Consider the following 13534-nt stretch of genomic DNA (forward strand, 5'->3'; position numbering starts at 1 on the left):
GCTGGCCTTGGCCCATCCGGCACCCTATCATCCTCCCAATCCCACCCATTTGATCCAGAGTCCTGCATGTCATCCAACAGCAAGGCGAGTCCCGCCGACATCATGCCGCTCGCCAAAGTCATGGCACGGCTGCGCGATCCCGACACCGGTTGCCCCTGGGATGTCGAACAGGACTTCGCCAGCATCGCGCCCTATACGATCGAGGAAGCCTATGAAGTCGCCGACGCCATAGAGCGCGACGATATGGCGGCCCTGCGGGACGAACTTGGCGATCTGCTGCTGCAGGTCGCCTTCCATAGCCGCATGGCGGAACAGGCCGGCCATTTCACATTGCAGGAGGTCATCGACGGCATCACGGAAAAGATGATCCGCCGTCATCCCCACGTCTTTGGCGAAGGAACCAGACGCACGGATGGCCATGCCCAATGGGAAGCCATCAAGGCCGCCGAGCGCGCCGAGAAGGAACCCGATCCAAGCGCGCTGGCAGGTGTCGCCATAGCGCTGCCCGCCCTGCTCCGCGCCGAAAAGCTTCAGAAACGCGCAGCCCGCACGGGGTTCGACTGGCCCGACATCGGCGGCGTCATCGACAAGATCGAAGAAGAATTGGGCGAGGTGCAGGCGGCGACTACCCAGGCCGAACGGGAGGAGGAAGTGGGCGACCTTCTCTTTGCCGTGGTCAACCTCGCCCGTCATCTGAAAGTCGATCCGGAAGTCGCCCTGCGCGCCGCCAATGGCAAGTTCGACAAGCGTTTCCGCATCATGGAAGGACTGGCCGGCGAGGACTTTCCCACGCTCCCGCTCGATGAGAAAGAAGGCCTGTGGCAACAGGCGAAGCGGCAGTTGCGACAGGCTTGATAAGGCGACATGGTCCTGGACAGGCCGGAACCCGGTTCCAGCATTTCGTCCAGTAAGGTTAATTTCCCCGGCGCTTGAGGAACCGCGCCAGCGCGGAATCGGACAGCCGGACATCCACCAGCATATCCTCGCCCTCCGCCCTGCTGCCGATCACCTCGCCATGTTCGTGCAGCCACGCCATCCCCGCACCGTCCGCCAGCGGCACATGCAGGTGATGGACCTGCGCCCCGGCGGTCAACCGGGTGCTGATGGCGCGCTGAAGGTCATCGACTCCCTCGCCGGTCAGGGCGGACAGGATCACCACATCGTTCCGCCGCGCCGCCGTCTCCCGCGCCAGCGTCGCCGCATCCTCGTCCAGCAGGTCCAGCTTGTTCCACGCTTCGATGATCGGCGGCGGTTCATCGCCCTCGCCCGCTTCCAGAGCCCCTTCCCCCGCGACGCCAAGCTCGCCCAGCACGTCCATGACGTCGTCGCGCTGGGCGTCGCTGTCTGGATGCGCTATGTCGCGGACGTGGACGATCAGATCGGCCGACAGCACTTCCTCCAACGTCGCGCGGAACGCCGCGATCAACTGCGTCGGCAGGTCCGAAACGAACCCGACGGTGTCGGAAAGAATGGCCTTGTCCAGTCCCGGCAAGGCGATCTGCCGCATCGTGGGATCGAGCGTCGCGAACAGCAAATCCTCCGCCATGACGTCAGCCCCGGTCAGCCGGTTGAACAGCGTGGACTTGCCCGCATTGGTATAGCCCACCAGCGCGATCACCGGCCAGGGTGCCCGCTGCCGCCGCGCCCGGTGCAGGCCGCGCGTCTTCGTCACCTGATCCAGCTCCCGCCTGATCTTCGCCATCCGGTCGCGGATCATCCGCCGGTCAGCCTCGATCTGCGTTTCGCCGGGACCGCCCAGGAAACCGAAGCCGCCGCGCTGCCGCTCAAGGTGGGTCCAGCTTCGCACCAGCCGCCCAGCCTGGTAATCCAGATGCGCCAATTCGACCTGCAGGCGCCCCTCATTGGTCGCGGCGCGCTCACCGAATATCTCCAGGATCAGGCCGGTCCGGTCGATGACCTTGGTTTCGGTCGCCTTTTCCAGATTGCTCTGCTGCACGGGGCTGAGCGCATTGTCGACGATGACCAGTTCCGCCTCTTCGGCCCGCGCCAGCGTCGCGATCTGGTCCACCTGACCGCTGCCGAACAGGGTTGCGGGCTTGCGGTCGCGCACGCGAAAGGCCTGCGCCGCGCGCACGTCGATGCCGATGGCAAGGGCAAGGCCCCTCGCCTCCTCCAGCCGCGCATCGCTGTCGCGACGTTCCGGACCATGGACATCGGCGCGCACGACAATGGCGCGCGCGCCGCGCGACACCTCGTCATCGGAATCTCGGTTGAAGACAGCCATGGTGGCTTAACGCTTCCGGCCCCCGCCGGCTTCATCGGAAACCGGGCGGGGACAAGAAAAAGCGTTCAATCCTCGCCCTCACCCTCGCCGGTGAGGTCCAGCGCGTGCAGCGGCTGCACGGTGGAAATCGCATGCTTGTAGACGAGCTGGACCATGCCGTCCCGCTCCAGCAGCATGCAGAAGAGGTCGAAGGCGGCGATTTCGCCCTGCAACATGACGCCGTTCACCAGGAACATCGTCACCGGGCTGCCGGACTTGCGCACCGCGCTCAGGAAGATTTCCTGGAGCAGCTTCGACTTGCCATTGCCGTCGCTGGCCTTCCGCAATTCGGTCAGATCCATGGATTGCGCGGGCATGACGGTCGAAATCGCATGCTTGTAGACCAGCTGCGACTGCCCGTCCCGCCGCAGCAGCACGGAAAAATTGTCGAACCAGGTGATAATGCCCTGCAGCTTCACACCCTTGACCAGGAACATGGTCACGGGCGTCTTGCTCTTGCGCAGGCTGTTCAGGAAGATGTCTTGAAGGTTGTTCACTTTGTCGGCCATGGTCTTCACCAGTCCTTTATTGGCGGGACGTTACCCGCTCTCGCACCCTTAAGCAGAGTGTCTTGCCCGCCCCCGCCTGTCGGAAGCGAGGCAAGCCTACCGCAATTGCGAAGGGCCGTCCATGCCCTGTTTGGCTGAAGATCGTTCAGTTTACCTCAACCATCCTTGCCATCCGTAATTCCCAGCAGCTTCAACTTCCGGTGCAGGGCCGAACGTTCCATGCCGATGAAGGTGGCGGTACGGGAAATATTGCCCGAAAAGCGGCGGATCTGGATGCGCAGATATTCCCGCTCAAAGCTTTCCCGCGCCTCGCGGAGCGGCGCGCCCATGATCGCTGACTGCCCCATCCCCTCCGAACCGCCGTTGCTCGTCAGTTCGGCCGGCAGCATGTCCAGTTCGATCCGCCCGATCCGCTCGCCCGGCGCCAGGATCATCGTCCGCTCGATGACGTTGCGAAGCTGACGGACATTGCCCGGCCATTCATTGGCCTGCAAGGCGGCCATGGCGTCGCTGGCGATCTCCGGCGGCGGCACCCGGCGCTCCGCCGCGAAACGAGCGAGATAATGCTCGACCAGCGGTGGAATGTCATCCCGGCGCTCGGCCAGCGGCGGGATGATGAGGGGCACGACGTTGAGCCGATAGAAGAGGTCCTCGCGGAAACGCCGCTCCTCGATCTCCGTCGCCAGGTTGAGCGCGGTCGAGGAAATGACGCGGACATCCACCTTTACCTGCCGCTGCCCGCCGACGCGAGTGAAGCTCTGGTCCGTCAGCACGCGCAGGATCTTCGCCTGCGTCGTAAGCGGCATGTCCGCGATTTCGTCGAGATAGAGCGTGCCGCCATGCGCCTGCTCCAGATAGCCCGGACGCACCAGCCCGCTCGGGTCCTCGACGCCGAACAGTTCTTCCTCGACACGATCCGGGTCCATCCGCGCGGCGGCGACGATGATGAAGGGCGCGTCAGCCCGCCCGCTCCAGCTATGCAGCATGCGCGCGGCGACTTCCTTGCCGACGCCCGCCGGCCCGGAAATCAGCACCCGGCTGCCCGTCCCCGCCACCTTCTTGATCGTGGCGCGAACGGCATTGATCGCCGCCGAAGTGCCGGTCAGTTCGTCATCCTGCCCGAAACGGGCGCGCAGCACCTGATTTTCGCGCCGCAGCCGCTCCGTCTCGGTCGCCCGCGACACCAGATGCAGCAGCCGGTCCGCCTCGAACGGCTTTTCGATGAAGTCCGCCGCTCCCTTCCGGATGGCGGCGACGGCGGTATCGATATTGCCATGGCCGGAGATCATGAGCACCGGAATGGTCGCATCCCGCCGCTTGATCTCGTCCAGCAGTTCCAGCCCGTCCAGCTTCGATCCCTGCAACCACACGTCCAGCAACACCAGCGAAGGCCGCCGGGCGTCCAGCGCCTCGATCGCGCTGTCGCTGTTGGCGGCGGTGCGGGTGGTGAAGCCCTCATCCTCCAGGACGCCCGCGACCAGATCGCGAATGTCCTCCTCATCGTCGACTATCAGAATATCAAGCGCCATTGGCTGTCACTTTTCCAGTCGTTTTTCCATGGGGCAAGGCGATGACCTGCCCCTCTTCCAATTTCTCGAGCGCCGCCACCGGGAAGCGCAACGTCACGCGCGCGCCCCCGCCATCGGCGTCGTCGAAGCGGATTTCGCCCATATGCTCCTCGACAATCTTCTTCACGATGGCGAGGCCCAGGCCCGTGCCCTTGGTCCGGGTGGTCATATAAGGCTCCAATATGCGTTCGCGTTCCGGCGGCAGGCCGATGCCATTGTCCTGCACCGCGATCAGCAGGTTGCCGCCGTCATGCTCCACCGTCATGGACACCTGCCCGCGCCAATGGTCGCCATCCGCGGCGGGCTTGGGCTCGATCGCCTCGACGGCGTTCTTGACGATGTTGGTGAGCGCCTGGCCCAATTGCCGGCGGTCGCAGACCATTTCCGCATCGCCATCCATGGAATGATATTCGAAGCGAATATCGGGATGGGCGACTTCGTGCAGGAACAGCGCGTGGCGGGCGATGTCGTCGATCCGCTCGCGCCGGAACACCGGCTTGGGCATGCGCGCGAAGGAGGAGAATTCGTCGACGATCCGCCGCAGGTCGCCCACCTGCCGCACGATGGTGCCCGTCAGGCGCGTAAAGGTGGCCTTGTCGCTCGTCACCTCCTCGGCATAGCGGCGTTGCAGCCGCTCGGCGGCAAGCTGGATCGGGGTCAGCGGGTTCTTGATCTCATGCGCGATCCGCCGCGCCACGTCGGACCATGCCGCCCGCCGCTGGTCGGAAAGCTGCTGCGTGATGTCGTCGAAGGTCAGGATGTGGCGCGACGCATCCTCCGAAACCTTGACCGCCAGCGTCCGCACGTCGCCATGGGCGCGGATCTGGACGATGCCCGCATCCTCCTCCGAAGCGATCAGCGCCGCCAGTTCGGGCGACACTTCAGTCAGCGGACAGCCCACCGGATCGTCCCCCTCCCGCACCAATATGGCGGCCGCCGAACTGTTGAGCAGCAGGATGATGCCGTCGCGGTCCACCGACAGCACGCCGGCCGACACGCCCGACAGGATCGCCTCGATGAAGGCGCGGCGTTCATCGAGCTGGCTGTTCGCCGCGACCAGCGCGCCGGTCTGCGCTTCCAGCCTCTGCGTCATCCGGTTGAACGCGGCGGCCAATGTGCCGATCTCATCCCGCGCCTGGGGGCTGGTCACGCGGGCGGACAGGTCGCCCGCCGTGATCCGCCGGGCAGCCATGACCAGTTCGTTCACGGGCCGCACCATCCAGTCGGCGACCTTCAGCGCGATATAGACCGCCACGCCCACCAGCAGCAGCGATCCCACGAACAGCAATATGTTGAAGCGCAACTGCAAGGCGCGGGACTGTGCGGCGAAAATGTCGTAATCCGACAACACCTTCTGCGCCCGCTCGACATTGCTGAACGCCGTCGAACCGGAATCGCGGGTGGCGTAGAGATAGATTTTCGCGTTGGGATAGAGCAGCGTCACCGCCTCGATCTGGTTGGGCTTGGCGGCGACCACCACATCCTCGCCGGCTTCCAGCCGCTTCACCACGTCGGGCGTCAGCATCTCCGACGCCGGCCGGCTTTCCGGATCGACCGTCGCCGCCGTGCGCGCCACGCCGTCCTTGCCGATCTCGATGATCGCGGAACGGTTCAGCTTCCGCGTGACGACCTGATAGATATAACCTTCGGCAAAGCGCGGGCTGGAGACTTTCGACTGGCTCAGATAATCGCGCAGGTCGCTCGCCATGGTGACGGTTTCGTCACGCACGTCGCGCAGGTTCTGCTCATAATAGCCACGCGCCAGGTCGCTCGCATTTTGCAGCATGCCCCGCGCACTGTCGGAAAACCAGAACTGCACGCCATATTGGAACAGCAGGGAGGCGAAGATCACCACCAGCAGCATGGGCACGCTGGCGACGATGGAGAATATCGCCACCAGACGGACGTGCAACTGCCCGTCGCTCCCTATGGCGGATTGGGCCGCGCGCCGCTTCGCCACCCGCCGTCCCAGCAGCACCAGCAGCGCAATCGCCGGCACCAGATTGGCGACCAGCAGCAACGCCACGATGGGCGGGGTCAGCAATGTGTAGGATTGCCCCTGTCCCGTCAGCAGGAAATAGGTGATGCCCGCCATGCCCAGGAACAGGACAAGCGTCACCGCCTCCACCACCGCGGCAAGGCGGCGGCGCAGGAAAAGGGGGAAATGCCTTTTCCATGCCCGGCCCCGCGCCGGCAGAGTCACTGCGCCTTCCATAGTGGCTTGGTTACAACATTAATGTGCCCGATCAAACACAGTAATTGATGGGCATGGCGCTTCCGGTCGAAAAGAGCGGTCGGTTCGTCGCCGCCGCCCGGAACGGTCGATCCGAACGCATCGGCTTGGCCGATCTTCCCCGCCGAATATTCTAATCGCCGATCCGAAGCTGCAAGGGATCGAGCCCATAGTCGGTCAGCTTCTTGCGCAGCGTGTTGCGGTTGATGCCCAACAGTCCCGCGGCGCGTATCTGGTTTCCGTCGACGCTGGCCAGCGTCTCCTGGAACAGGATCGGCTCCACCACCGCCAGCAGGTCGTCATGCAGGCTGCGGTTCGGCTGGGTCAGGCCGATGCCCAGTTGCCGCTTCGCCCATTCCCGCACCGCCTGGCCCAGCAGGTCGCCGGGGGCGGCATAATCGGCGGGCACGGCTTCCAGCGGCAGGCTGTTGCGCAGCATGTCGGCGGTGATCATGTTCTCACGGCTCAGAACCGCCAGCCGCTGCATCAGATTCTGCAGTTCGCGCACATTGCCGGGCCAGTGATAGGCCATCAGCAATTGCGCCGCATCGTCGGACAGCGACTTGCGCGGCAGCCCCTCCTGCGCCGCGCGGTCCAGGAAATGCCGGGCGAGCAGGATCACGTCCTCCCGCCGCTCGCGCAGCGCCGGAAGCGCAATGGGGACCACGTTCAACCGGTAATAGAGGTCCTGCCGGAAGCGGTTCTCCTCGATCAGCCTGGGCAGATCCTTGTTGGTGGCCGCGATGATGCGGACATTCACCTTCACCGATTTGGAGCCGCCGACGGTCGTGACCTCTCCAGACTGAAGGACGCGCAGCAGCCGCGTCTGCGCTTCCATCGGCATGTCCCCGATCTCGTCCAGGAACAGCGTGCCGCCCTGCGCCTGCTCGAACTTGCCTGCGGTGCGGGCATGGGCGCCGGTGAAGGCCCCTTTTTCATAACCGAACAGTTCCGCCTCGATCAGTTCGCGGGGGATGGCGGCCATGTTGATCGGCACGAACGGCTTGGTCCGCCTCTGCCCCAGGCTATGGATCGCCTCTGCCACCAGTTCCTTGCCGGTCCCGGATTCGCCCAGCACCAATATGCTGAGGTCGTTCGAAAGGACCCGGGCGATGGTCCGATACACCTCCTGCATCGCCGGGGAACGACCCACCAGCGGCAATCCGTCATGCGGCAGGCCGGCATCGGCCGCTTCCTCGTCCGCCCCCTTCCCCGATCCCAGCGCATCCGACACGGCCCGCGTCAGCTCATTGAGATCGAAGGGCTTGGGCAGATATTCGAACGCGCCTTTTTCGGTGGCGCGGATCGCCGTATTCAATGTGTTCTGCGCCGACAGGATGATGATGCTGAGCGCCGGGCGCCGTTCCAGAATCTCCGCGACCCCATCCAGCCCGTCGCCGTCCGGCAGCATGACGTCGGTGATCAGGACGTCCGGCGAAAAGCTTTCCAGCAGGGCGCTCCGCTCCCGGATCGATGCGGCCGTCTTGACCCTGTATCCCTGCCGCCGCAGCGCTTCCCCCACGACCACGCAGATCGCCGGATCGTCGTCCACCACCAAAATCGAGCCCGTCACCGCCATCATCTCGCCGCCATCAACCCGTTCCCATCGGCAGCAGGATGCGGAAGGTCGATTCCCCTGCCTCATGATCGCGCGAATATTGCACGAACCCGTTCATGTCGCGCACCAGCTTGTCCACCAGCGCCAGCCCCAGCCCCGTCCCGTCCCGCCTGCCGGTGATGAAGGGATTGAACAGGTGATCCAATATATGCTCCGGCACGCCCGGCCCATTGTCGACCACCAGGATTTCGATGGGCAGCACCGCGCTGCCCTTCCCCTTGCCGACCACTACGGAAACGCCATGGCGAAACGCCGTCTCCACCCTTATCCGGGGCTTCCTGCTGTGCTCCAGCGCCTCCGCGGCGTTTTTGAGCAGGTTGATCATCACCTGCACCAGCGCATCCTCGTTGATATTGGCGAATGGCAGGGATGGATCATAACTCTTTACGATCCTTATATCCTTTGCGAATCCGGCGGCGGCGATATTCGCCGCCCGGTCGATCAGCGGATAGATGTTGCCGCTGCGGCACTCCAGGGTCCGGTCCGTCGTGAAGTCCTGCATCCGGTCGATCAGCGCGGCGATCCTGTCCACCTCATTGCAGATGAGTTGCGTCAGCGCGGCGTCCCGTCCGTGATTGCCCGATTCCAGCAACTGGGCCGCGCCCCTGATGCCCGACAGCGGATTCTTGATCTCATGCGCCAGGATCGCCGCCGCGCCGATGGCCGATCGCGCGCCGCCCGCCGTACCGCGATGGCCGATCTTGCGCGCCTGGCTCTGGGTGTGGATCGATACCACGCGCCAGCCTTCATGATCGACGATGGGCGCGATCATCAGGTCGACCTCCATTTCCGCCGTGCGCCCCGCATGCACGCGGATGTCATAGGCGGCGATCGGCTTGTTGCTGTGCCAGATGTCGAAGCGCGCGCCCATTTCCGCCATGCGGATGGTCCGCGCTATGTCGCTGCCGACAATGGCCGATCGCGCCATGTTGAGCAGCGTTTCGGCGCGGACATTCGCATCGGCGATGCTGTTGTCCGGCCGCACCACCAGGGTCGCGACCGGCAACGCCGTCATCAGTTCGGAAAGCGAAGGCCCATCCTGTTGCGGTCGAAGCGACGGGATGGTCGTCATGGCCGCCGTCATGCCGCCTTGCGCGTCTCGACCGGCCCCTCGTCGGCGATCAGCGGTTCGTAGAAGCGCGCCAGCATGTCCAGCACGACATCGCCGTCCGGCTCCTGGTTCACCGCATTGCGGAACTCGGCCGAACCCGGCAGCCCCTTGGTGTACCAGCCGATATGCTTGCGGGCCATGTTGACGCCGGTATGATTGTCATAATGCTCCAGCATCGCGCGATAATGTTCCGTAACCACGCGATATTGTTCCTCCAGCGCAGGATCGGCCAGCCGTTCCCCGGTGCGGAACCAGTGCATCACCTGCCCGATCAGCCAGGGCCGCCCATAGGCGCCCCGCCCGATCATCACGCCGTCGGCGCCGCTCTGCTCCAGCGCCGTCTCGGCATCGTCGATGGAGCAGATGTCGCCATTGACGATGACGGGCAGCGACACCGCATCCTTCACGCTGCGCACGAAGGCCCAGTCGGCCGACCCCTTGTACATCTGGCAGCGCGTGCGGCCATGAACGGTGATCAGCTTCGCGCCCAGATCCTCCGCGATCCGGGCCAGTTCGGGCGCGTTCAGGCTGGCATGATCCCAACCCGTGCGCATCTTGACCGTGACCGGCACATCGACGGCCTTCACCGTCGCCTCGATCAGCGAAGCGGCCAGCGGCAGGTCGCGCATCAACGCGCTGCCCGCATCGCCATTCACGACCTTTTTAACCGGGCAGCCCATGTTGATGTCGATGATCGCCGCGCCGCGATCCGCGTTCAGCTTGGCCGCCTCCGCCATTTCCGTGGGCGAACAGCCGGCCAACTGCATCGATACGGGCTCCTCCAGCGGATGCCAGGCCGCCTTCTGCAGCGACTGGCGCGTCTCGCGAATCATCGCCGCCGTGGCGATCATCTCGGTCACGTTGAGGCCGGAGCCATAGCGGCGGACCAGTGTCCGGAACGGCATGTCCGTCACGCCCGTCATCGGCGCCAGCACGACCGGCATGTCAATCGTCACCGGACCTATGGAAATCGGGGAAAGCCTCTGCATCATTCCAACACTGCCTAAAAAACAGGCAGCCCTTAGCGGAAATCCGCATCATCGGCAAGCGAGGCGGGGCTGGCGGTTGGCCCGGCACTGCGATACAGGCGCGGCCATGACAGACAGAACCGTCGCTTTGCTGGTCGCAGCAGGTCAGGGCAGCCGCGCGGGCGGCGACATTCCCAAGCAATTCCGGCGCATCGGCGGCAAGCCGGTCCTCGCCCACGCCGTCGACGCGCTGGCCGGGCATCCCGCCATCGGTTCCCTTGTCCTGGTCGTCGGCGCGGGGCAGGAGGAGGATGCACGCGCCGCACTGGAAAGCCGCACCGTCTCCGCCATCGTTCAGGGCGCCGACAGCCGCCGGGGGTCCGTCCGCGCCGGTCTTGAGCATATAGCGTCCGCTGGCGGCGCGGCGCGCATATTGGTGCACGACGCTGCGCGTCCCTTTCTCCCCGCGACGGTGATCGACCGGCTGCTCGCCGCGCTGGAGGGTGCGCCCGGCGCCATTCCCGCCTTACCGGTCGCAGACACATTGGTCAGAAGCGAACATGACAAGAGCGACCATGACAAGGCGGGGGACGTCGTCGACCGCGATGGCCTGTTCCGGGTCCAGACGCCGCAGGCCTTCCGCTTCGATGCCCTGCTGGCCGCGCACAGAAGCTGGGACGGCAATCGGGAAGCAACCGACGATGCCCAGATATTGCGGCATTCGGGCCATGACGTCACGCTGGTCGCTGGCGATGAAAGGCTGGAAAAATTGACCTATGCCGAAGATTTCCTCCGCGCCGAAGCCCGGCTGGGCGCTGCCCGCAGCGTCCGGACCGGCATGGGTTATGACGTCCACCGGCTGGCCCCCGATGAGGAGCTCTGGCTCTGCGGCGTCCGCATTCCGCACGACCGGGGCCTCGCTGGGCACAGCGACGCGGACGTGGCGATCCACGCGCTGGTGGATGCGCTGCTGGGCGCACTGGCGGAGGGCGACATCGGCAGCCATTTCCCGCCCTCCGACCCGCAATGGCGGGGAGTCGCCTCCTCCCGTTTCCTGGAATATGCGGCGGAGCGCGTCGCAAAACGGGACGGCTTTATCGAGCATGTCGACCTGACGCTGATCTGCGAGGCGCCGAAAATCGGTCCGCACAGGGACGCCATGCGCGCCCGGATCGCGGAAATCCTGCACCTTCCTCCCGACCGGGTCAGCATAAAGGCGACCACGACCGAACGGCTGGGCTTTGCCGGTCGGCGGGAGGGTATTGCCGCACAGGCTGTTGCCACGCTCTCCCTCCCCGCGCTAATCTGATCGCCATGCCCGATAGCATCCTTCCCGCGTCGCTTGTCGAACTGGCCGAGCGCGTCGTCGCCGCCAACCGTCGCGCCGGCCGCACCATCGCCGTGGCGGAAAGCTGCACCGGCGGCCTTGTTTCCGCCGCACTGACCGAAATCGCCGGATCGTCCGAGGTGTTCGAAGCTGGTTTCGTGACCTATTCCAACGACATGAAGAGCGAGCTTCTCAAAGTATCGCAGGATGTCATCGAAACCTTCGGCGCGGTTTCCATCGCCACCGCCTGGGCCATGGCGCAGGGTGCGCTGAACAAGAGCCACGCCAATGTTGCCGTCGCCATCACCGGCATAGCCGGCCCCGGCGGCGGATCGGAGCAGAAACCTGTCGGCACCGTCGTCTTCGCCCGCGCCGAACGCGGCGCCAGCCCCGACAAGATCGTGGCCGACATGCATTATTTCGGGGATACGGGCCGGGGCGGCGTCCGCCTTCAGGCGGCGCTGTGCGCGCTCGAACTGCTGCTGCCCGACTCGCCCGCGCCATAAAGCTCCGCCGCGCGGGTTTCGAACGCGCCGATCATCTTGCGCAGCGCCTTGTCGAACACCTGGCCGGCCAGCATCTCGAACAGCTTGCTCTTGAATTCGAACTCAACCTCGAAATCCACCAGAACGCCGCCCTTGCCGTCGTCGCGAAAGCTCCATTCATTGTGGAGATGCTTCAAGGGCCCATCCAGATAATCGACCCGCACATGGTCCGGCCGATGCTTGTGCACGCGGGACGTGAAGCTCTCCTTGATCCCCTTGAACCCGACGATCATGTCCGCGACCATCTCCGAATCGCTGTCGGACCGCACCCGGATCGCGCTGACCCAGGGCAGGAATTCGGGATAGGCCTCCACATTCGCCACCAGGTCGAACATCTGTTCGGGCGTATAGGGAAGCGGCCTCGTTTCGTTATGCTTGGGCATCGGCTTATTGGCCGGCCTTCGCCAGTTGCGCCTCGCGGGCCGCGCGCATTTCCGCGAAATCCTTGCCCGCATGATAGCTCGAGCGGGTCAGCGGGCTCGACGCCACCTGCAGGAAGCCCTTGGCCCGCGCGATCGCCGCATAGGCGTTGAACGCCGCCGGAGTGACGAACTCCATCACCTTGGCGTGCTTGGGCGTCGGCTGGAGATATTGCCCCATGGTCAGGAAATCGATGTCGGCGGAGCGCATGTCGTCCATCACCTGATGGACCTCCAGCCGCTCCTCCCCCAGACCCAGCATGATGCCCGACTTGGTGAAGATCGACGGATCGAGCTTCTTCACCGTCTCCAGCAGCCGCAGCGACGCATAATAGCGCGCGCCCGGGCGAATGGTCGGATAGAGGCGCGGCACCGTCTCCAGATTATGGTTATAGACGTCCGGCCGCGCCGCGACGATCATCTCTACCGCCCGTTCATGCTTGTTGCGGAAGTCCGGCGTCAGGATTTCGATGGTCGTGTCCGGGGTCGTGCGGCGCAGCGCCTCGATCACCTTCACGAACTGCGACGCGCCGCCATCGGGCAGGTCGTCCCGGTCGACGGAGGTGATGACGATATGCTCCAGCCCCATTTCCGCGCAGGCATCGGCCAGATTCTGCGGCTCGTTGGGATCGACCTTGCGCGGCATGCCGGTCTTGACGTTGCAGAAGGCGCAGGCCCGCGTACAGACATCGCCCAGGATCATCACGGTCGCATGCTTCTTGGTCCAGCACTCCCCGATATTCGGGCAGGCCGCCTCCTCGCACACCGTCGCCAGCCCCTTGGTCCGCATCAGCTTGCGCGTCTCGTGATAGCCGGGGCTGGTCGGCGCCTTCACGCGAATCCAGTCGGGCTTGCGGGCGCGCTCGGGACGAGTGGCGGGCGCGGGGATCGGGACGATGTCGGTCATGCGCTCCAGATAGCGATGCGAGAGCGCTCTTGCCAGCCCCATCAT

General features: G+C 64.9%; 12 protein-coding genes. 3 read left to right on the forward strand and 9 right to left on the reverse strand.

Annotated elements, in window-relative coordinates; translation table 11 throughout:
- Positions 1-66: 66 nt before the first annotated feature.
- Positions 67-855: a nucleoside triphosphate pyrophosphohydrolase gene (gene mazG, locus A0J57_RS01425; protein WP_061934187.1), complete on the forward strand. Its 789-nt coding sequence runs from the start codon at positions 67-69 to the stop codon at positions 853-855.
- A gap of 58 nt (positions 856-913) precedes the next feature.
- Here the strand turns inward: mazG and hflX are convergent, their stop codons facing one another.
- The 7 genes from hflX to dusB all read right to left on the reverse strand — a co-directional run bounded on the left by hflX (position 914) and on the right by dusB (position 10312).
- Positions 914-2245: a GTPase HflX gene (gene hflX, locus A0J57_RS01430; protein WP_061934189.1), complete on the reverse strand. Its 1332-nt coding sequence runs from the start codon at positions 2243-2245 to the stop codon at positions 914-916.
- Positions 2246-2310: 65 nt separating this feature from the next.
- Complete coding sequence (gene hfq, locus A0J57_RS01435; RefSeq protein ID WP_025548924.1) at positions 2311-2793, reverse strand: RNA chaperone Hfq; 483 nt, start codon at positions 2791-2793, stop codon at positions 2311-2313.
- 155 nt (positions 2794-2948) lie between these two features.
- Positions 2949-4322, reverse strand: a complete 1374-nt coding sequence (locus A0J57_RS01440; RefSeq protein WP_044662332.1) for a sigma-54 dependent transcriptional regulator — start codon at positions 4320-4322, stop codon at positions 2949-2951.
- Entirely contained in the window at positions 4312-6576 is a 2265-nt protein-coding gene (locus A0J57_RS01445) for a HAMP domain-containing histidine kinase (protein ID WP_025548923.1), read from the reverse strand. Before A0J57_RS01445 ends, A0J57_RS01440 begins: the two co-directional genes overlap by 11 nt.
- A 151-nt stretch (positions 6577-6727) precedes the next feature.
- Positions 6728-8173, reverse strand: a complete 1446-nt coding sequence (gene ntrC, locus A0J57_RS01450) for a nitrogen regulation protein NR(I) (protein ID WP_044663153.1) — start codon at positions 8171-8173, stop codon at positions 6728-6730.
- Positions 8174-8186: 13 nt separating this feature from the next.
- Entirely contained in the window at positions 8187-9296 is a 1110-nt protein-coding gene (locus A0J57_RS01455; RefSeq protein WP_061934191.1) for a nitrogen regulation protein NR(II), read from the reverse strand.
- Positions 9293-10312 carry a tRNA dihydrouridine synthase DusB gene (dusB, locus tag A0J57_RS01460; RefSeq protein WP_061934239.1) on the reverse strand — a complete coding sequence of 340 codons (1020 nt, stop codon included), beginning with the start codon at positions 10310-10312 and terminating at the stop codon, positions 9293-9295. Before dusB ends, A0J57_RS01455 begins: the two co-directional genes overlap by 4 nt.
- Before the next feature lie 106 nt (positions 10313-10418).
- On the opposite strand from dusB, the gene A0J57_RS01465 reads away from it, so the two are divergent.
- Both A0J57_RS01465 and A0J57_RS01470 read left to right on the forward strand, forming a co-directional pair.
- On the forward strand, positions 10419-11600 hold the full coding sequence (locus tag A0J57_RS01465) for a bifunctional 2-C-methyl-D-erythritol 4-phosphate cytidylyltransferase/2-C-methyl-D-erythritol 2,4-cyclodiphosphate synthase (RefSeq protein WP_061934193.1): 1182 nt from the start codon (positions 10419-10421) through the stop codon (positions 11598-11600).
- Positions 11601-11605: 5 nt separating this feature from the next.
- Positions 11606-12124, forward strand: a complete 519-nt coding sequence (locus A0J57_RS01470; protein ID WP_025548915.1) for a CinA family protein — start codon at positions 11606-11608, stop codon at positions 12122-12124.
- Here A0J57_RS01470 and A0J57_RS01475 read toward each other — a convergent pair.
- Positions 12070-12546, reverse strand: coding sequence for a type II toxin-antitoxin system RatA family toxin (locus A0J57_RS01475; protein ID WP_025548914.1), 477 nt, complete (start codon positions 12544-12546; stop codon positions 12070-12072). The two genes, A0J57_RS01470 and A0J57_RS01475, sit on opposite strands and share 55 nt — an antisense overlap.
- A 4-nt stretch (positions 12547-12550) precedes the next feature.
- A complete protein-coding gene (gene lipA / locus A0J57_RS01480) occupies positions 12551-13534 on the reverse strand; it encodes a lipoyl synthase (protein ID WP_061934195.1) in 984 nt (327 codons plus the stop codon).

This window comes from Sphingobium sp. 22B, from assembly GCF_001580035.1.
GTDB classification, from domain to species: Bacteria; Pseudomonadota; Alphaproteobacteria; order Sphingomonadales; family Sphingomonadaceae; genus Sphingobium; species Sphingobium fuliginis.